This window comes from Ignatzschineria rhizosphaerae (assembly GCF_022655595.1).
In the GTDB taxonomy this organism is placed as follows: domain Bacteria; phylum Pseudomonadota; class Gammaproteobacteria; order Cardiobacteriales; family Wohlfahrtiimonadaceae; genus Ignatzschineria; species Ignatzschineria rhizosphaerae.
This window is the reverse complement of record NZ_CP093379.1, coordinates 1,755,657-1,775,066: the sequence shown is the minus strand read 5'-3', so window position 1 is coordinate 1,775,066 and position 19,410 is coordinate 1,755,657. Positions and strand designations below refer to the sequence as shown.

19 protein-coding genes are annotated in these 19,410 nt (G+C 39.0%); 18 read left to right on the top strand and 1 reads right to left on the bottom strand.

Annotation, left to right across the window (positions count from 1 at the left end; genetic code table 11):
* Positions 1-5 precede the first annotated feature (5 nt).
* From MMG00_RS07720 to csrA, 8 genes are all read left to right on the top strand, one after another.
* Positions 6-821: a cell division protein FtsQ/DivIB gene (locus MMG00_RS07720; RefSeq protein WP_242147065.1), complete on the top strand. Its 816-nt coding sequence runs from the start codon at positions 6-8 to the stop codon at positions 819-821.
* Between the two features lie 34 nt (positions 822-855).
* Positions 856-2,100: a cell division protein FtsA gene (gene ftsA, locus MMG00_RS07715; protein WP_242147063.1), complete on the top strand. Its 1,245-nt coding sequence runs from the start codon at positions 856-858 to the stop codon at positions 2,098-2,100.
* 40 nt (positions 2,101-2,140) lie between these two features.
* Positions 2,141-3,268, top strand: coding sequence for a cell division protein FtsZ (gene ftsZ, locus MMG00_RS07710; protein ID WP_242153398.1), 1,128 nt, complete (start codon positions 2,141-2,143; stop codon positions 3,266-3,268).
* A gap of 27 nt (positions 3,269-3,295) precedes the next feature.
* Positions 3,296-4,210, top strand: a complete 915-nt coding sequence (lpxC, locus tag MMG00_RS07705) for a UDP-3-O-acyl-N-acetylglucosamine deacetylase (protein ID WP_242147061.1) — start codon at positions 3,296-3,298, stop codon at positions 4,208-4,210.
* Positions 4,211-4,343: 133 nt separating this feature from the next.
* Positions 4,344-4,607, top strand: coding sequence for a 30S ribosomal protein S16 (gene rpsP / locus MMG00_RS07700; protein WP_242147059.1), 264 nt, complete (start codon positions 4,344-4,346; stop codon positions 4,605-4,607).
* Positions 4,608-4,679: 72 nt separating this feature from the next.
* Positions 4,680-5,183 carry a ribosome maturation factor RimM gene (gene rimM, locus MMG00_RS07695; protein ID WP_242147058.1) on the top strand — a complete coding sequence of 168 codons (504 nt, stop codon included), beginning with the start codon at positions 4,680-4,682 and terminating at the stop codon, positions 5,181-5,183.
* Positions 5,173-5,859, top strand: coding sequence for a tRNA (guanosine(37)-N1)-methyltransferase TrmD (gene trmD, locus MMG00_RS07690; RefSeq protein ID WP_242147056.1), 687 nt, complete (start codon positions 5,173-5,175; stop codon positions 5,857-5,859). Before rimM ends, trmD begins: the two co-directional genes overlap by 11 nt.
* Positions 5,860-6,038: 179 nt before the next feature.
* Positions 6,039-6,218: a carbon storage regulator CsrA gene (gene csrA / locus MMG00_RS07685; RefSeq protein WP_242147053.1), complete on the top strand. Its 180-nt coding sequence runs from the start codon at positions 6,039-6,041 to the stop codon at positions 6,216-6,218.
* 86 nt (positions 6,219-6,304) lie between these two features.
* Here csrA and glnA read toward each other — a convergent pair whose 3' ends face one another.
* Positions 6,305-7,702 carry a type I glutamate--ammonia ligase gene (gene glnA / locus MMG00_RS07680; protein ID WP_242153395.1) on the bottom strand — a complete coding sequence of 466 codons (1,398 nt, stop codon included), beginning with the start codon at positions 7,700-7,702 and terminating at the stop codon, positions 6,305-6,307.
* Positions 7,703-7,911: 209 nt separating this feature from the next.
* Here glnA and xth point away from each other — a divergent pair, with 209 nt between their 5' ends.
* The 10 genes from xth to trxB all read left to right on the top strand — a co-directional run bounded on the left by xth (position 7,912) and on the right by trxB (position 19,317).
* Entirely contained in the window at positions 7,912-8,676 is a 765-nt protein-coding gene (gene xth, locus MMG00_RS07675) for an exodeoxyribonuclease III (RefSeq protein ID WP_242147051.1), read from the top strand.
* Between the two features lie 52 nt (positions 8,677-8,728).
* Positions 8,729-9,601: a 4-hydroxy-tetrahydrodipicolinate synthase gene (gene dapA / locus MMG00_RS07670; protein ID WP_242147049.1), complete on the top strand. Its 873-nt coding sequence runs from the start codon at positions 8,729-8,731 to the stop codon at positions 9,599-9,601.
* Positions 9,602-9,741: 140 nt separating this feature from the next.
* The gene (locus MMG00_RS07665) at positions 9,742-10,773 is read left to right on the top strand and encodes an NlpB/DapX family lipoprotein (protein WP_242147047.1); all 1,032 of its coding nucleotides are present in this window, start codon (positions 9,742-9,744) and stop codon (positions 10,771-10,773) included.
* Between the two features lie 83 nt (positions 10,774-10,856).
* Positions 10,857-12,773 (top strand): DNA mismatch repair endonuclease MutL, encoded by a 1,917-nt coding sequence (mutL, locus tag MMG00_RS07660; RefSeq protein WP_242147045.1) that lies wholly within the window; start codon positions 10,857-10,859, stop codon positions 12,771-12,773.
* Between the two features lie 2 nt (positions 12,774-12,775).
* Positions 12,776-13,600, top strand: a complete 825-nt coding sequence (gene aroE, locus MMG00_RS07655; protein WP_242147043.1) for a shikimate dehydrogenase — start codon at positions 12,776-12,778, stop codon at positions 13,598-13,600.
* A 116-nt stretch (positions 13,601-13,716) separates the two neighbouring features.
* Positions 13,717-14,463: a bifunctional demethylmenaquinone methyltransferase/2-methoxy-6-polyprenyl-1,4-benzoquinol methylase UbiE gene (gene ubiE, locus MMG00_RS07650; protein WP_432805919.1), complete on the top strand. Its 747-nt coding sequence runs from the start codon at positions 13,717-13,719 to the stop codon at positions 14,461-14,463.
* 103 nt (positions 14,464-14,566) lie between these two features.
* Positions 14,567-16,207: a ubiquinone biosynthesis regulatory protein kinase UbiB gene (ubiB, locus tag MMG00_RS07645; RefSeq protein ID WP_242147041.1), complete on the top strand. Its 1,641-nt coding sequence runs from the start codon at positions 14,567-14,569 to the stop codon at positions 16,205-16,207.
* Between the two features lie 175 nt (positions 16,208-16,382).
* Positions 16,383-16,817, top strand: a complete 435-nt coding sequence (locus tag MMG00_RS07640) for a c-type cytochrome (protein ID WP_242147039.1) — start codon at positions 16,383-16,385, stop codon at positions 16,815-16,817.
* A 156-nt stretch (positions 16,818-16,973) separates the two neighbouring features.
* On the top strand, positions 16,974-18,062 hold the full coding sequence (locus tag MMG00_RS07635; protein ID WP_242147037.1) for a polyamine ABC transporter substrate-binding protein: 1,089 nt from the start codon (positions 16,974-16,976) through the stop codon (positions 18,060-18,062).
* 304 nt (positions 18,063-18,366) lie between these two features.
* Positions 18,367-19,317, top strand: a complete 951-nt coding sequence (gene trxB / locus MMG00_RS07630; protein ID WP_242147036.1) for a thioredoxin-disulfide reductase — start codon at positions 18,367-18,369, stop codon at positions 19,315-19,317.
* Positions 19,318-19,410 lie beyond the last annotated feature (93 nt).

Sequence of the window (19,410 nt, the reverse complement as noted above, 5' to 3'; positions counted from 1 at the left end):
TTATCTTGAAGAGATTACAATCCCCCTCACAAACTCGTTATCGAAAAGCTCGGAAAAAAGGGCGAAATCAATTAGGAGTAGTCCAAAAGAAGCCTTTTGATTGGGGGCGGTTTGGGTATGTTCTTTATCGTTTTTTTCGATTTGTTTTTTTAGTACTATTACTAGTGGGGATTGTTGCCGGGCCTTATTATGGGTGGCAGTACTTAAAAGAGAATAATCTTTTTTTCAAGATAGAGACGGTATCTGTATATGGTGAAGTCGATCATCTTTCTCAAGAGAGAATTAATGAATTGGTGAAAGATGCCGTTGGGCAAAATTTAATAGGGCTTGATATGCAGCAGTATCAAGATAATATTTTGTCTGAATCATGGATTAAATCTGTTTCTTTAAAAAGGCAGTGGTTACACGAATTAGAGGTCTATCTTGTGGAGCAAGATCCCATTGCAATTTGGAATGAAACGCAGATGGTAGATGCAGATGGCGAGATATTTACCCCCTCTTTTATTCCTGATCAGCCTTGGGTCTATCTGTCGGGACCTAAAGAGAAGGTTTCGGATATTCTAGTGGTTTATGAGGAGACTCAAAGAAGGCTAACAAATGCTGGATTTCAGCTAAAGGAGATAGTTTTGGATGAAAATGAATCCTGGACTATACTGCTCGATAATGATTTGTTGTTGATTATGGGCTCAGAAGATTATTCGCAGCGATTGTCGCGGTTTTTAAGGCAGTTTCCTGATCGAAATGTTTTAGATGTAATACAGCATATTGATTTTAGGTATAAAAATGGATTCTCGGTAAAGTGGAAAGAGGATCATCAGTGATGAGATTGAGAGAAAGAGATAGGGCGCGAAAGAGATGACGGAAACTTCAATGGAATCGATGGGAGTTTGCATAGATATTGGAACTCACAAAGTTGTCGGAATGATGGCAAATGTTCGTGATAATGGAACAATAGAGATCAAGAAGATGATTTCTAAGCCGTCTCGTGGCATTAAGCGAGGGGTGATTACAAATATTGTCCCCATCTCCAATATTGTGAACGATATTATTGATGAGTTTGAGCGAGAATTTGAAGTTGAAGTTCGCTCGGTATCGACCTCTATTACGGGAGCGCATATTCGTGGGCGTAGCAATAATGGTGTTGTCACAATTTCAGGTGAGCGTTTTACCGATAAAGACCATGATCGAATTTTGCTAGAGGCAGGTAAAATTAAATTAGATGTGGGCGAGAGTGTTTTGCATGTGCTCCCCCAAAAATATGTCATTGATGGTGGTCAGCCTGTTGAAAATGCCATCGGTTTATCTGGGGTAAAGTTCTCATTAATTGCGCATCTTGTAACGGCGGCTACTAATGAGATCACGAATATTACAAACTGTATTACAGAAAGTGGTGTTGAAATTGATAACATCATCTATGAAGGGATTTCATCGGCAATTAGTGTTTTAAGTGAAGATGAGATGCAAAGAGGTGTCACACTTATTGATATTGGTGCGGGTGTAACTGATATTGTGGTTTATAAAGGTGGCGTAATTATCTATCATGCATCTATCCCGTTAGGGGGTGATGATGTGACTTCTGATATTGCAAAAGTTAAACGATTCTCTACGCAAGTTGCTGAAAGTATTAAGATTGATTATGGTACTTTTGTCGGCTTTTCAAGTTATGATGATATTTTTACGTTGCCTGTTATTACTAATCAAAGTGAAAGTAGAACGATGTCTAAGCGTGAATTATCATCAATTATTGAAGCAAGATATCGCGAGATATTGGACTTTGTTCGAGGTAAAATTGAAGAGGCGGATGCTTATCAAATGCATGATGCCGGCGTTGTCCTAACAGGCGGTGGGAGCCTTGTTCCTGGCTGTGTTGAGTTAGTGCAGGAGATTATGGAAAAACCATGTCGAATTGGTATGCCAATGAATACTAATTTTGAAGATGGAAAACAATTGTCTCCAGAATATGCAGCGGTGGTAGGGCTCCTTGCATCGCATAAGCATGACAACATTTGGCAAAAAGAGTTGCAAAAAACAATGCCAAGTGGCAACTTTTTTAGTAACATATATAAGAAAATCACTGGAATGTGTCGAAACTATTTCTAGTATATTGAGAATACGAATAAATTGAGGATTAATAATGTCCATATTTGAACTGCAGCAAGATCATAACGAAGATGGGCCGATCATCAAAGTCATCGGTGTCGGTGGAGCGGGCGGTAATGCGATCACGCACATGGTTAATTCCGGTCTTACTGGGGTAACTTTTATTGCGGCGAATACAGATGCGCAAGACCTTCGTGAAGCAAAAGCAGACGTTCGCATTCAATTAGGTGAAGAATTGACTCGTGGACTTGGCGCGGGTGCAAACCCTGAGATCGGACGCCAAGCCGCAGAAGAGACTAAAGAGCATATCAAGGCAGAGCTTAATGGCGCTGATATGGTCTTTATTGCAGCAGGAATGGGTGGCGGTACAGGAACAGGTGCGGCGCCTATTGTTGCAGAAGTCGCAAAAGAATTGGGTATTTTAACGGTAGCGGTAGTATCTAGACCTTTCTCGATGGAAGGGCGTAAGCGTGATCAAGCGGCAAGCCAAGGATTAAAGCAGTTGGCACAGCATGTAGATTCATTAATTACGATCCCTAACGATCGTTTAATGAGTGTGCTTGGCAAAGGTATTAGTCTTTATGATGCTTTTAGTGCGGCAAATAATGTCCTCTTTAATGCTGTTCAAGGAATTACCGATAGTATTATTAAGCCAGGAATGATTAATCTTGACTTTAATGACGTTAAAACAGTCATGAAGCAGCAAGGATTAGCAATGATGGGGGTTGGACTCTCTTCAGGCGATAATGCTGCTAGAGAAGCCATTCAGCAAGCAATCTCTTCTCCGTTATTGGAAGAGGTGAGCTTAGCAGGAGCAAAAGGCTTACTGGTTAATATTTCTGGTGGTATAAAACTCAGCATTGGTGATCTTCATGAAATTGGCGCTATTATTAGTGATTATGCGAATGAAGATACAACGGTTGTATTTGGTGCGGTCATTGATGAAGAGATGGGCGATGATATCCGTGTGACGCTTGTTGCAACCGGATTAGGTGAGTATCAAGCACCGATCGAGCGTGGCAGTATTGCAGATCAGCTTTTAGGTCGTGTGGCAAAACCAACGGCACAAGCTCAAGGTGATTCAGGGCATCGAGAGCCTGCAAAATCATCTGAGAGTCAGTCAACGGGATATTTAGATATTCCAGCTTTTTTAAGAAAGAATTCTTAAATTTATAAGGACGCTTTGATAAAAGTTATGCTAAAACAGAGAACGATAAAAAGTTTAGTTCAAACAACAGGTGTTGGACTTCACTCAGGTAAAAAAGTTTATCTCACATTAAGACCTGCGGGAATTGATGAAGGGATCGTTTTTCGCCGTACAGATGTTCCTTCGCCAGATATTAAAATACAAGCAGACTCTGTCATTAGTACGCAGCTTGCGACAATGATTGCTTCACCTGAAGCGCCTGAAGTGACTATTTCGACAATAGAGCATCTGATGTCAGCGCTTTGTGGGCTTGGGATTGATAATATTGTTGTAGAGGTGAGTGCGCCTGAAATTCCAATAATGGATGGAAGCTCGGCTCCTTTTGTCTACTTGATTCAATCAGCAGGCATTCAAGAGCAAAATGCTGCGAAGAAATTCATCAAAATTAAAAAGCCCGTTACTTATAAGCAAGAAGATAAGATTGCAAAATTGCTTCCCTATAATGGCTTTAGATTAGATTTTACAATTAAATTTGATCATGCTGTTTTAGATAAGACAAATCCTCAACATCGTTGTGAGTTCTCAAGTCAATACTATATTGAAGAGATCGCAAGAGCGCGTACTTTTGGTTTTATGAAAGACCTTGAAATGATGCGTGAGCTGAATTTAGCACTCGGCGGAAGCATGGATAATGCGATCGTTGTTGATGATTTTAGAGTTTTAAATAGTGACGGACTTCGATATGAAGATGAGTTTGTGCGTCATAAAGTTTTAGATGCTGTTGGAGATCTATATGTTTTAGGTCATCCAATTATTGGTGAATTTGTGGGTTACAAGGCAGGACATATGATGAATAACATGCTTATTAGAGAGCTTGTTAAAGATCCATCAGCTTACGAAATTGTGACTTATGAAGAAGCAGAGACATCCCCTGTGACATTCACAGTGCCTGCTTGGAATTAATTTGTTTTTAGGCTTTTAATTTCTTTGAAATTAGAGTATTATTTGTGGTTTACGATTTTATATTGAATAACGTGTCTCTATGTAATATAAAAAAGTTTTTAAGATTATAGTTGAATATAGGATATAAATTTTTATGGTTACAATTCGTCTAGCTCGTGGGGGCTCTAAAAAGCGTCCTTTCTACCAAATCGTTGTTGCAGATCAAAGAAATTCTGTAACTGGTAAATACATTGAGCGTCTTGGCTTTTTTAATCCCATCGCAAAAGGTGGTGAGAAACGTTTAGAGCTTGCTCAAGATCGCGTAGATTATTGGGTAGGAGTTGGGGCTCAGCCTTCAGAGCGTGTTGCATCTTTATTAAGAGAAGCAAAAAGAGCAGCAGCAAAAGCTGAAGCTTAATCGTTCTAGTAGTTAATTTAGAGCCATCTTACAAATTGTAAGGTGGCTTTTTTATTGAGAAGGAGTTGCGTAATGAGCGATGATAAGATCATTATTGGTAAAGTAAATGGATTTCATGGTGTAAAGGGGTTAATTAAGGTTTTTTCAGAGACAAGACCTCGAGAGGGAATTTTGCAGTACTCGCGTTTTTTTATTCAAAAAAATGGCGCTTGGCAAGAATTGGAAGTAGAAGCGGGTCAAAAACATAGTAAGCATATTCTTTTGAAATTTAAAGGTTATGATTCTCGAGATGCGGTAGAGCCTCTTTTAGGTACAGAGCTCTTTATTGAACGCGAAGATATGCCAGAGCCCTCAGAAGATGAGGTGTATTGGGTTGATCTTTACGGGCTTAAAGTGATTAACCATGATGGCGTTGAGTTAGGAGTTATTGATGATATCTTTGAAACGGGCGCTAATGATGTGATGGCGGTTAAAAAGGGTAAAGAAGAGATCTTAATTCCATATTCATTGGAATACATCATTATGGAAATTAACTTAGAAGAGGGTTATATACAGGTTGATTGGGATGAAGAGTAAGATCGTTATTGATGTCATTGCCTTGATTCCGGAAATTATCTTACCCATAATTGAAGATGGGGTAGTTAGCAGGGCGCATGATCGATCATTATTTGAGTTGCGCTTTTGGAACCCTCGAGATTATTCGTTAGATAATCATCATACGGTTGATGCTCGCCCGTTTGGTGGTGGTCCTGGTATGGTGATGATGTATGAACCGCTCAAAAAAGCCTTTGATGCGATTGAAGCGTTTCGGGGAAGTCGTGGTTATAGAATCTATATGTCGCCTCAAGGTGGGCTGTTTCGGCAGTCTATGGCTCGAAGTTTAGTGGAAGAGACTCATTTGGTAATTCTTTGTGGTCGTTATGAAGGGGTTGATCAGCGTATTATTGATCATGAGATCGATTTAGAGTTATCGATTGGGGATTATGTGTTATCAGGCGGTGAATTGGCAGCCGCTGTTGTGATTGATGCGATTGTTCGGTTAATTCCTGATGCGATGTCTAATGAGGCTTCTCATCTTAATGATTCATTTAGTGAGGGAGACCTGCTTGATCACCCACATTATACTAGACCTAGAGAGATTAATGGATTAAAAGTGCCGGAGGTGTTATTTTCGGGCGACCATCAAAAAATTGCTATGTGGCGTCAAGAGCAGGCGCATCAAAAAACGATATTGAGAAAAAAGAGATCGTAGGTTAATTTAATATATCTATTAATATTAAATAATTAATACAGCTCAAAAAAGGTGTTTATTTTTTATTTACTATTAATGATTGTGTTGACTGTTTGATTGCTTGAGATTATGATCGTATTCTGTTCTCGTGTTATATCAGAATGTTATTGTATTTTATAAAAGGATAAGGGGAGTCGGACTTGTTAATATTAACCAGAAAGCCTGGAGAAAGGCTTATTATTAATGATAATATTACTATTACAATATTGGAATTTAAAGGTAATCAGGTGAGGGTTGGTATTGATGCTCCTAGTGATGTTGCCGTCTTTAGAGAAGAGGTTTATCAAAATATTGTCAAAAAAGAAGATAATAAAGCCTAATATTTAAAAACCCCAAGAGTTAACTTTGGGGTTTTTGTTTTAGGCGATAATATTTTAATTTCTATATAGATATAAAATGCCGGTTTTTATATAGAATAGTAAAGTTTATATTCCATAGGGTGTGGTGTTTCCGCAACTTGATTGATCTCATTTTGCTTTAATTTGATATAAGCATCAATGACGCTATCGTTAAATACGCCACCTTTTAAGAGAAACGCACGGTCTTTATCTAAAGCTTCTAATGCTTCATCTAACGTTCTACAAACTTTTGGAATAGATTTTAAAAGATCGTTAGAGAGTTCATATAGATTTTCATCAAAAGCAGGTCCTGGGTGGATCTTATTTTCAATCCCATCAAGTCCCGCCATTAACAATGCTGAAAAAGCAAAATAAGGATTTGCGGTTGCATCTGGGAATCGAATCTCAATTCTGCGGGCATTTTCGTTGACAATATAAGGAATTCGAATAGATGCTGTTCTATTTTTAGCTGAATAGGCTAAAAGAACAGGCGCTTCGTAGTGAGGAATTAAACGTTTATAGCTATTTGTCGATGCGTTTGTAAAGGCATTTAATGCTCTAGCGTGCTTAATAATTCCGCCAATGAAGTAAAGCGCTGTTTCAGAAAGGTTGCTATATTCTTCTCCACAAAAGATGTTTTTACCATCTTTAAAGAGAGAGATATGAACGTGCATCCCTGATCCACTTTCTCCAAAATAAGGTTTTGGGAGAAAAGTTGCGCTTTTCCCGAGTTGATCGACCGTATTTTTGATGAGGTACTTTAAGCGTTGCACTTCATCAGATTTCTTTAATAAGGTATTAAATTTAACGCCGATTTCGCATTGTCCAGCAGAGGCAACTTCTCGGTGATGAATTTCAACATCAAGTCCCGTTTTCTCTACATTTAATACAATTTCATTGCGGATATCGTGAAGTTTATCAACAGGTTGAAGGGGAGAATAACCCTCTTGTTTTTCTGCAAAATGACCAGAGTAACTCTCTGGGTTTTGAGAGTCCCAATAGCAAGTGCTAGAGTTTAATTCGTAACCCATATGATATGGATCATTACTATAGCGGACTTTATCAAAGATAAAGAACTCATTTTCAGGACCAAAAAATGCGTGATCTGCAATTTGACTCTGTTTGAGATATTCTTCTGCTCTTTTTGCCAATGCGCGCGGATCACGGACGTAGTAATCCATAGTGTCAGGCTCAACAACATCACATACTAAAACTAATGTTGGATATTTAGCTAGCGGATCAATAAACGCACTTTCTGGATTAGGAATTAATACCATGTCAGAACATTCAGTCTGTTTCCAACCTTTAAAGCTAGATCCATCGAAAAATTTTCCTTGAGTGAAAAGTTGCTCGTTTGCCTGTCGTGCTGGGATAGTAAAGTGGTGTTCTTGTCCGATCATGTCTGTAAGACGAAGATCGATAAATAAAATTCCATTTTCTTCAATGAGATTTAAGATGGAACGAATACTATCAGCAGGCATGCTCACTCCTTAAAATTTTCGTATCGTAAATCGGATATTCTACACTAATTTTTAAGAACATAGCCTAATAAATGGTATCGATCTTTTAATTATGGGAATAGGTGAATTAGCAGAGGAGCTTTTGATTTAGCTAAGAGTTACGTAGAATAGGGAATTGGTCATAAGAAATTTTAGTGGAATAGTTAGATAATATAATGAAAATAACAACTTGGAATGTAAATTCTATTAATGTACGATTGTCACATCTTGCAGAATTTTTAAAGGAAGAGGTGCCATCTGTCATAGGGCTACAAGAGCTAAAGTGTAGTAATGATAAATTTCCTTTAAAAGAGATTGAAGAGTTAGGTTATCACTGCGAAATTAATGGGCAACCAACTTATAATGGCGTAGCGCTTTTATCAAAAACAGAGATTGAGGATGTTGTTTTTGATATTCCAGGATATAAATGTGAAGAGAAGAGGGTAATTGCCGGAACAATTGAAGGTGTCCGTGTAATTAATGCTTATGTTCCTAATGGGCAGAGTCCTGAATCTGATAAATATCAATATAAATTAAATTGGCTAGCTGCTTTTACAAAGTATATTGAAGAAGTGTTGAAAAATTATTCGCAGGTCATTGTGATCGGCGATTACAATATTGCTCCTACAGATGATGATGTCCATCACCCAGAAACTTGGCAGGGCAAGATTCTTTGCACTGATAAGGAGCGAGAAGCCTTTTTAGAACTTTTAGCATTAGGGCTATTAGACGGGCTTAGAATAGAAGCGCAACCTAAAGGATTGTTTACTTGGTGGGATTACCGTCAAGGCGGATTTGAGAAAAACAGTGGTATTCGCATTGATCATCTATTATTATCAAGAGTATTGAGCCGCCGTTTTCTATCATCTGCTGTTCATTTAAATTATAGGGTAATGGAGCGTCCCTCAGATCATGCTCCAGTATCTGTGATACTGAAATAAGATGGAATGTTCTTAAGGACACTACATTAAAGAATTACATAAGGAGAGATTTATGTTTGGTGGTAGTATTGTAGCGATCGTAACCCCGATGTTTCCCGATGGACGTATTGATTTTGATACGTTTGAAAAGTTAGTAGAATTTCATATTGAAAATAAGACAGATGCCATCGTTGCGATGGGTACAACTGGTGAGTCTGCTACTGTGAATTTTGACGAGCATCGTGAGGTTGTGAAGAAGGTCGTGCAATACGTCGGTGGTCGTGTTCCTGTGATTGCAGGAACTGGCGGTAATTCTACAGAAGAAGCTGTAAGATTAACGCATTGGGCTGCTGAAGATGGGGCCGATGCTTGCCTATTGGTTGCACCTTATTATAATAAACCCCCGCAAGAAGGTCTTTATCAGCATTTTAAATTAATTGCTGAAACGGTTGATATTCCCCAAATTCTCTACAATGTACCAGGAAGAACGGCATCCGATATCTTGCCAGATACGGTTGAGAGATTGGCTGATTTTAAAAATATTGTTGCGATTAAAGAAGCGAGTACCTTTGAACGTGTAGAGCAATTAGTACGCAGAGTTGGCGATAAAATAGATGTTCTCACCGGAGAAGATGGGATCGCTGCAAAATGTGTGCTTGCAGGAGCAAAAGGGGTTATTTCGGTAACTGCTAATATTGTGCCACTTCAGATGCATGAGATGATTCAAGCAGCTCTTAATGGTGATGAAGCACGTGCTTATGAAATTAATGAAAAGATTAAAGAACTTCACCATGTTTTATTCTTAGAGGCAAATCCTATCCCTGTAAAATGGGTATTGCAGGAATTGAAAAAAATTCATGCAGGGATTCGTTTACCTTTGGTTCCACTCGATAAGCAGTATCATTTAACCGTTCGTGAAGCTATGAAGAACGCGGGCCTGCTTTAAATAATTATTTCTGCAAAGTAAAAACGAGTAGAAAAAAAGCAATTAAATGATTTTTCAGTTATAATTCACGTTGAAAGAATTTGGTGATTGCTTGAATCGCTCGTACAATGACAAGAATTTTATTCAGTAAAGGTTAGTCCATGTATACAAAAAAAATAGCGTTTGCGGTATTGCTATCTGGCTTAATAATTAGCGGTTGCTCTACTCAAAATGTGCAATCGAGAGATAGCTTGCGTTATTTAAAATCATCGCAAGTGAATCCGCTTGAGTATCCGCCTAGCTTAGTGAAAAAGACTGAGACTGATGTACAGGCAACGACGACATTAAGAGAATATCGTCAGCATCAAAAACAGGTTGCACAAAAAGTGCTACCGATGAATACATCAGAAGGTATTACGATTATCGAGTCTGAAAATGGCCGACGCTGGATTAATACCGGACATTCAACAGATTTTGTTTGGCTACAAGTCAATCAGTTATTACGTCAGTTAGGTCTTGAAATAGATACTTCAAGTCCTGAAGCGGGTTTAATTGAGACGAAGTGGGCTGAAAATCAAGCAGATATTCCCGATGGATTTATCCGTGGGCTTATTAAACGTGTTGCAGGCAATTTATTTGGCTCCTCATCAAGAGATAAGTTCAAAGTTCGTTTAGAGCGTAGTGGTGATGATCGCGTATTGGTATTTGTAACGCATTATGCAATGAAAGACGAAGCAACGGGTAATGATGATCAATTCCATCGCTGGGTAAATGCACCGAGTGATCCGGAACTGGAAGCTGAATTTATTGCTCGCCTAGCTGCAAGGTTAGGAGGTGATGGCCAGGGTGCCTTGGGAAAGTCGGGGCTTCCCGTGACTGATCGGGAAGGAACCCGTATGACCATTACAAACAGATCTCAGGATGAGGTTTGGAAGCAATTAGGTAATATTTTAGACGATGGCGCTGAGTATAATGTGCTGGAGCAATATAGTGATATCAATACGATTCGTGTGGGAAGAACCGTGAAGAAACGCCGTTTCTGGTTCTTTACAAAATATGATCGTGAGGGAGAGGTTTATTATATTCGTGTGAACTCAATCGGAGAGAATGAAACGCAAGTTGATGTTCTTCCGGTGTTAACATTGAATTACCTCGAAGAGATGATGGATCGTATGGCAACACAGTTAAAATAGTTCCATAAAATTTGATAAAATAGCTAACGCTCGGGAAGATTCTCGGGCGTTTCTTATATCTGGGCTAAAAAAGAGGAGATGATATGAGTCGTCGTATCGCAAAATTAGATCCCCATGTCATTAACCAAATTGCGGCAGGTGAAGTGGTTGAGCGCCCTGCATCAATTGTCAAAGAGTTAGTGGAAAATAGTATTGATGCGGGATCTACAAATATCATTATTGATATTAAAAGCGGTGGCATGGATCATATTATCATTCAAGATAATGGCCATGGGATTGAGAAAGATGATCTTAATCTTGCACTTTCAAGCCATTCAACAAGTAAAATTAAGAGTGCTGATGATCTTGTAGAAGTCTCAACGCTAGGCTTTAGGGGGGAAGCGCTACCAAGTATTGCCGCTGTTTCTAGATTAACCCTAACTTCCCGAGCTAAGGGCGCAGAATATGCTTACAAAGTTCAAGGAAAGGGATTTGATGAGATTAATGAACCTATGCCAGCTTCTTTACCTGAAGGAACGCGTATTGAAGTTTTAGATCTCTTTTTTAATGTGCCAGCAAGACGTAAATTTTTGCGTACAGAGCGCACAGAATTTAGCCATATTGAGACATTAGTAAAGCGCTTAGCACTTATTCGTTATGATATTGGTTTTACCTTAATCCATAATGGTCGCGAGGTTTTTTCAGCGCCCATTGCGATGGCGATGGATGAGAAGCAGATGCGTATCGGCTCGGTCTTTAGCACTGAATTTTTAACAGAGAGTTTTCACTTTACGCACACAAAAGAGGTTCCTGTTGATGATTACGATACAACGAGAACATTAACTTTAGAAGGTTGGGTGGCAAAACCAACATTTTTTCGTAATAACAATGATTGGCAATATGTCTATGTTAATGGGCGAATGGTCAAAGATCGTTTAGTGGCGCACGCAATTCGTCAAGCTTATCGTGATGTGATGTATAGCGATAAGCATCCTGCCTTTGTGATCTATTTAACCCTAGATGCAGCAGCGGTTGATGTCAATGCGCACCCTCAAAAGCATGAGGTCCGTTTTAGAGAGTCCCGAATGGTGCATAATTTTTTATTTAGCACCTTAAATCATGTGATTTCACAACCAGAAGTGATGGCTGGGCATGAAAAAATGCCGGTAGTTGCTTCATTAGATGGCAATGAGACTTTAGAAGCCGTGACTAATAGTGAACCTGTCTCAATTGCAAGGCAAGGAGGGTTTAGCTTTGGTGGGCAGATTCCCCATCGCCCATATAAACCTGTCAATCTTTATGAAGCTATTGGTGCGGGAAGTGATCGAGGTTCTCTATTTGAGAAGGAGAGTCCGTCATTAGCCACGGCAGATAAAGTGACGAGTGAAATAAGAGATCACTCGCTTAATCACGATGATCAGTTTAACCCGGATGAAGCGCCGTTAGGATATGCTTTAGGGCAATTACATGAAGCATATATCTTGGCAGAAAATCGTGATGGTTTAGTGATGGTGGATATGCATGCCGCACACGAACGAATTATTTATGAGCGTTTTAAAAATGCAGTAGGTTCACAAGAGGGAATCATTCGTCAGGCGCTATTAATTCCTAAATCAATGGATGTTTCATCTAAGGAGATTGCATTAGTTGAGGAGTTTCAAAGTGAGCTGCAATCTTTAGGATTAGTGATTGAGGTATTAAGTCACACCAGTATTGTGATACGGGAAGTGCCGGCAAGTTTGATTCGCGCCAATATTGATAAGTTAGTTTTGGAAGTCTTAAAAGATTTTGATCGTTATGGTTCTAGTTCGAAAATTACAGAGCACATGAATGATATTTTATCGACAATGGCGTGCCATAGCGCTATTCGTCACCATCGTCGGTTAACGCTGCCAGAAATGAATGCACTCTTAAGGGATATGGAGCGCACAGAGCGCTCAGGGCAATGTAACCATGGACGGCCTACATGGCGATCATTAGCCTTAACCGATTTAGATAAGCTCTTTTATCGTGGAGAATAGAGATGACATTGAAGAAAAATATCTGTGTAATTTTTGGTAATCCTGTGGCGCAATCAAAATCGCCAGAGATGCAGATGCAGTTTGCAAAAAATAGTGGTATTGAGCTTGAGTATTTAAAAGTCTTAGCCCCATTAGATGATTTTTCCGGATCTCTTTATGAGTGGACTCAAAAAGGGATTATAGGCGCTAATATTACAATTCCCTTTAAAGAAGATGTGATGAGGCTTTGTGATGAACTTACCGAGGAAGCATCCCTTGCAAAGGCAGTCAATACAATCAGAGTCTCAAAAGATGGCAAAATATTTGGTCACAATACCGATGGGATCGGTTTACTTCGGGATATCACTCAAGTAAAAGGGTATGACCTTTATGGGAAACGTGTACTCATTTTAGGCGCTGGTGGCGCTGTTCGTGGAATTTTAAAGCCTTTATTAGATTGTCAGCCCACTGAGGTTGTGATTACCAATCGAACGCTTTCAAGAGCAGAAGGATTAGCCAATGAGTTTTCAGTATTTGGTGCGATTAAGGCAATGGCTTGGGATGAATTGAAAGGATCTTTCGATCTTATTATTAATGCGACAAGTGCCTCGTTACAAGCGACTTTTCCAGTATTACCTAAAGGTGTTATCAGTCGTGAAAGTGTCGGTTATGATCTTGTCTACGGCAGTGAGCCGACCTCATTTATGCACTATTTTCAAGAAAATGGGGGTGGGGAAGTTTTTGATGGTCTAGGAATGCTCATTGAGCAAGGCGTTTATGCATTTGAGTTTTGGTTTGGGAAAAAACCAGCTATAGATGGCGTTTTAGAGATTTTTGGACGTCAATGATCAAGTTTAAAGTAAATTTTTAAGTTGCAGGGAATGGGATAAAAGTCTGCCTTTAATCAGACATTGAAAGGCGGATTTTGTTATCATTCCATGATGATTACATAAGGATAAGAGATATGTCTGAAGAAAAAACCCATTTTGGTTACCAAACTGTTGATCGTGATGATAAAGAAGCGCGTGTTGCGGAAGTTTTTCACTCAGTAGCAAGCCGTTATGATGTCATGAATGATGTGATGAGCTTTGGGATTCATCGTCTATGGAAAAATACGGCAATGACCTTATCGGGCGCAAGACGGGGACAAAAAGTTCTTGATCTTGCCGGCGGTACAGGGGATTTAACAAAGCGTTTGAGTAAACGTGTGGGCGCTGAAGGATTAGTCGTTCTTTCTGATATTAATGAGTCGATGTTAGAAGAGGGGCGTAAACGTCTAATTAATGAAGGCATTGTTGGGAATGTAGAATTTAAGCAGATTAATGCTGAGCATATTCCTTTTGAAGATGCGACATTTGATTTAGTGACGATTGGTTTTGGTTTACGCAACGTAACCGATAAGCTTAAAGCATTGAAAGAGATGAAGCGAGTCTTAAAACCAGGTGGCCGACTACTTGTTTTAGAATTCTCTAAGCCAGTGGTTCCGGGGCTTGGGACGCTTTATGATTTTTACTCATTCCAAGTGATTCCAAGAATGGGCGAATTAATCGCTAAAGATGGAGATAGTTATCGTTACCTCTCTGAATCTATTCGCATGCATCCTCCTCAAGAAGAGCTTCGTGACATGATGTTAGAAGCTGGATTTGATGAGGTGGATTATAAAAACTTAACGGGGGGGATCGTGGCGATTCACCGAGGTTTTGTTTATTAAAAGCAGTTTAATGCCGGATCTTTAAGTTAATGATTCGGCGTTGATATTGTGCGTTAGAGTTAGAAAATACGCTTGTTTTCAATATTTTGCAAAGGATTCATAAATGGTTTCTCGTAGCTTGAGAATGGTAAAAATATGGTGGGTATTATTGCGCTATGGTCTTTATGATCTTGCATTTATGGTCCCAGGGCTTCGACATTTACGCTTCTTAAAGCCAATCCTTGCGATCTTTAACGGACATAAAAAAACACCTCTTCCGGTACGTATTCGTCTTGCTTTAGAGAATTTAGGTCCCACTTTTATTAAGTTAGGTCAAGCGCTGTCAACTCGTTATGATCTGCTTGATAAAGAGATTGTTGATGAGCTTATTAAGCTTCAAGATCAGGTGCCGGCATTTCCATCAGAGATCGCCATTAACATTATTGAACGCTCTTTTGATCAAAAACTTGATGCGTTATTTATCGAGTTTGAGACAACTCCTATAGCTGCGGCATCGATTGCTCAGGTTCATGGTGCGAAATTACCTAATGGGCAAGAAGTTGTGGTGAAAGTCGTTCGTCCTAATATCCATAAAGTAATTAAACGTGATATTGGCTTAATGCAGATCTTAGCGCAGATGGTAGAGCGTTATTATCCAGATGGGAAGCGCCTTCGTCCCGTTGAGATCGTAGAAGAATATGCACGAACGATCTTAAATGAGCTTGATTTAACGATTGAAGCGGCAAATGGTGCGCAGTTAAGAGAGAACTTTAAAGGTTCTAAAGAGCTCTATGTTCCGGAGATCTATTTAGAGTATGTTCGTAAAAATGTGCTTGTGATGGAGCGGATTTCAGGAGTACCTGTTGGCGATATTGCGAAGCTTAAAGAGCTTGGGGTCAATATCCCTCTACTTGCAAAAAGAAGTGTGGATATCTTTTTTAAGCAAGTATTTGAACATAGTTTTTTCCATGCCGATATGCATCCTGGCAATATTTTTGTGGATGTCACAGATCCATCAGATCCTACCTATATCGCCCTTGATTTTGGGATAATTGGTACTTTAAATGAAGATGATCAGCACTATTTAGCGAGTAACTTTTTAGCGTTTTTTAATCGTGATTACTTAAAAGTGGCGCAGTTACACGTCGAATCCGGCTGGGTTCCTCCCGATACTTCGGTGGGGGATTTTGAAGCGGTGATTCGTTCTCTTTGTGAGCCAATTTTTAATAAACCTTTAAAAGATATCTCTTTTGGGGCTTTTCTTTTATCCCTCTTTCAGACGGCTCGCCGCTTTAAGATGGAGATGCAACCTCAGTTAATGTTGTTACAAAAAACATTATTTGCCATTGAAGGATTAGGACGAGAGCTCTATCCTGAGTTAGATCTTTGGGCAACGGCTAAACCTTATCTTGTTGAGTTTGTAAAAGAAAAAAGAGGTCCTAAAGCGCTTTTTAAACGTTATCGCAGGGAGTTTCCTGTTTGGGTGGAACAGCTACCTGATGTAATGCAAAACGCTAACTTAACTTTAAGACAGGCGGTTAAAGGTAGCTTAAAGGTCAATTTAAACCACAAAGAGTGGGATCGTTTAGCAAGCATTCAAAGAGAAGAGGGACGCCGGAGAATCTTTGGAGTTATTGGCGCGGTCTTTTTATTAGCGCTTCTTTTAAAGTTTGAAGGATTTGAAGAGGGGCAACTTTTAATACCTGCCTCAATGGGCGTTATCTCCTTACTTTTCTTCTATCTCTCTTTACGAAAACGAAAATAATTAAGGTGAACATTGTCTGATTATTAATCGCTAATCCTTTGATTTAAATTAAAACTTAATCAATAACAATGTATTTTGTATAATTTCATTTATAATGTGTGGTTGCATTGCTAAATATTGTTTAGGAAATATTTATTGTGATGTTTGAACACTTTATTTAAATAGGAGAAAGTCAATGAAAAAATTAGCACTTGCAGCAATGTTAGCTGTTGGCGTAACTGGTGTATCAATGGCAGAAGTTGATGCTGATGCAGTCACTTATAACCGTCAAGCAGCATTTGGTGTAATTAGCTGGAACATGGGTATTATTGGTGGAATGCTTAAAGGTGAAACTGAATTTGATGCAGATGAAGCAAAAGCTGCAGCTGTTCGTATCAATGAAGTTGCTAAAGGCGTACATTTAACCTTTATCGATGGTACTTATGAAAACTCTAATGTAGATCCAAAAATCGTAACAGAGCGTGCTGATTTTGATGCGAAACTTGCAAACCTTATTACAGAAAGTGACGCAATGATTGGTGCGACTTCTGCAAAAGGCACTATGGGCGCACAAATGGGTAAATTAGGTGGCACTTGTAAATCATGCCACGATGCATACAAGCTTGACTAGTATATCGTTAATATATTTGGGATAAGATTTTCTAAAATTATTTTTAAAATAGTTTAGGTTAGATCTTTGACTAAAGTGTGATATAAGATCAAAGCGGTTGATAATAATCAACCGCTTATTTTATGTCTACCCACTTTATAGGAGAAAAATAAAGTGATGAAAAAACTAAAGTTAACAGCTCTCTTATCCCTAGGGTTCTTAATTGGTAGTCATACAGTAAGCGCACAGGAAGTACGCGTTTATAACTGGACAGACTATATTGATCCTGAACTAATTACCGAATTTACAGAAAAAACGGGTATCAAGGTGGTTTATGATACGTTTGATAGTAATGAGGTCTTATTGGCAAAAACCTTAACGGGAAATTCAGGTTACGATATCGTTGTACCTTCAGATTATACGTTGATCTATATGGTGCAAGCTGATGCAGTACAGAAGATTGATCGTAGTAAATTAAAAAATATTGATAATATCTGGCCCTTTGTCGAAGAGCGCTTAGATGAGCTTCCTGGGGCGACAGATTATTCCGTGCCTTATATGTGGGGAACAACCGGTATTGCTTATAATGTCGGCAAGGTGAAAGAGCTTGTACCCGATGCGCCACTTGATTCTATGGAGTTACTCTTTAACCCTGAGTATGCTTCTAAGCTTGCCAGTTGTGGAATTTATGTCGTGGATACGCCAAGCGAATTTTACCCGATGGTTATGCGTTACTTAGGTTTATCTGCAGAGAGTACTTCTAATGAGGATTTAGCAAAAGCTAATGAAGTTTTAGAAGCGATTCGTCCTTATATTACAAAATTTCATTCATCAGAATATATTAATGCGATGGCAAACGGGGATGCTTGTTTAACATTAGGTTGGTCAGGAGATCTCTATTTAGCAAAATCAAGAGCACAAGAAGCAGACGCTGGTGTTGAAATTGAGTATTTTATACCCAAAGAGGGTGGTTTACTCTGGTTTGATCAGCTTGCGATTGTGAAAAATGCAAAAAATGTTGATGAAGCTTACGCTTTTATTGATTTTCTATTAGATGCAAAAGTAAATGCTAGAGCCGCTGATTATGTTGAGTATGCCACTTCTAATGAGGCGGCATTTGAGTTTGTGAATCAAGATCTGTTAAATGATCCTACGCTCTACCCTTCTAAAGAGGAGTTATCGCTCTTAAATGTGAAGCAGCCTTATACTCAAGCAGAGCAGAAAAAATTGATGCGCCATTGGCTTAAGATTAAAGCTCAACGATAAGTGAAAAGTTTCTGTTATTTCTTAAATAATAGAAAGAAGTAATAGACAATAAAAGGAATGAGAACAAGCGCCTATCTTTTTGATAGGCGTTTTTTTTGATGAAAAAATAGGGAATCTTTTCTCTCGCAAGGAGGAACTTCATTTTTTAATGTATAATCAAAGGTTAAGAATTATAAAGTTAAATGGTCTATTTTTCTCACGCTATAACAAGGAAATCTCTTAGTGTTATTGTCGATATTCAAGTGTTTTATCAACGCTTTATATTGCGTTTAGAAGGATAGCGGATCAAAAAAGGATTTAAATTATGAGTGACAATCATCATTCGCTAATTGTACTTGGTTCAGGCCCTGCGGGTTATACATCGGCGCTTTATGCAGCGCGTGCAAATTTAAAACCTGTTGTCATTACGGGAATGCAAATGGGTGGGCAATTAACAACAACGACAGATATTGATAACTGGCCAGGTGGCGGTGAAGGTTTAATGGGACCGGCATTAATGGATCAAATGCGTGAGCATTGTGAGCGCTTTGGTACGGAAATCTTATTTGACCATATCAATAGTGTTGATTTAACCCAAAAGCCTTTTACATTAGTGGGAGATAACGCGACTTATACGTGTGATGCTCTTATTATCGCAACCGGCGCTTCAGCAAAATATTTAGGGCTTCCTTCAGAAGAGACTTATTTAGGACGTGGCGTTTCTGCTTGTGCTACTTGTGATGGTTTTTTCTATCGTGAAAAAGAAGTGGTAGTAGTTGGTGGCGGTAATACGGCTGTTGAAGAAGCGCTTTATTTAAGTCAAATTGCCTCAAAAGTGCATTTAGTTCATCGCCGTGATACTTTCCGTGCAGAAAAAATCTTGATTGATCGCCTTTATCGCAATGTTGAAGCGGGTAAGATAGAGCTCCATTTAGATCGGCAGTTAGATGAAGTTGTGGGAGACGCATCAGGCGTTACAGGGGTTATTCTTTCATCAACAAAAGATGAAGGTATTAAAGAGATTGAAGTGCCAGGGGTCTTTATTGCAATCGGTCATGCCCCTAATACGGAGATCTTTAAAGATCAGTTAGAGATGCGCCATGGTTATATTGTTGTAAAATCAGGTATTGATGGGAATGCAACAGCCACTTCAGTGCCGGGTGTTTTTGCCGCAGGCGATGTGATGGATTCCCATTATCGTCAAGCGATTACATCTGCGGGATCAGGTTGTATGGCGGCTTTAGATGCTGAACGTTATTTAGATGGATTGAAATAATTTAAATCCACTTTACAAGAAGATGATGAAGAGTGTGGGCAAATGAAATGACATCACACTTTTGATTTAAAAATTGATGTTTTAGATATTTTT

Coding starts and splice junctions, on each gene's coding strand:
- MMG00_RS07640 (WP_242147039.1), top strand. CDS start 16,383: ATGAAAAAATTAGCACTTGCAGCAATGTTAGCTGTTGGCGTAACTGGT.
- xth (WP_242147051.1), top strand. CDS start 7,912: ATGAAAATAACAACTTGGAATGTAAATTCTATTAATGTACGATTGTCA.
- lpxC (WP_242147061.1), top strand. CDS start 3,296: ATGCTAAAACAGAGAACGATAAAAAGTTTAGTTCAAACAACAGGTGTT.
- ftsA (WP_242147063.1), top strand. CDS start 856: ATGACGGAAACTTCAATGGAATCGATGGGAGTTTGCATAGATATTGGA.
- trxB (WP_242147036.1), top strand. CDS start 18,367: ATGAGTGACAATCATCATTCGCTAATTGTACTTGGTTCAGGCCCTGCG.
- trmD (WP_242147056.1), top strand. CDS start 5,173: ATGAAGAGTAAGATCGTTATTGATGTCATTGCCTTGATTCCGGAAATT.
- aroE (WP_242147043.1), top strand. CDS start 12,776: ATGACATTGAAGAAAAATATCTGTGTAATTTTTGGTAATCCTGTGGCG.
- MMG00_RS07665 (WP_242147047.1), top strand. CDS start 9,742: ATGTATACAAAAAAAATAGCGTTTGCGGTATTGCTATCTGGCTTAATA.
- MMG00_RS07635 (WP_242147037.1), top strand. CDS start 16,974: ATGAAAAAACTAAAGTTAACAGCTCTCTTATCCCTAGGGTTCTTAATT.
- dapA (WP_242147049.1), top strand. CDS start 8,729: ATGTTTGGTGGTAGTATTGTAGCGATCGTAACCCCGATGTTTCCCGAT.
- mutL (WP_242147045.1), top strand. CDS start 10,857: ATGAGTCGTCGTATCGCAAAATTAGATCCCCATGTCATTAACCAAATT.
- ubiE (WP_432805919.1), top strand. CDS start 13,717: ATGTCTGAAGAAAAAACCCATTTTGGTTACCAAACTGTTGATCGTGAT.
- rpsP (WP_242147059.1), top strand. CDS start 4,344: ATGGTTACAATTCGTCTAGCTCGTGGGGGCTCTAAAAAGCGTCCTTTC.
- ubiB (WP_242147041.1), top strand. CDS start 14,567: ATGGTTTCTCGTAGCTTGAGAATGGTAAAAATATGGTGGGTATTATTG.
- rimM (WP_242147058.1), top strand. CDS start 4,680: ATGAGCGATGATAAGATCATTATTGGTAAAGTAAATGGATTTCATGGT.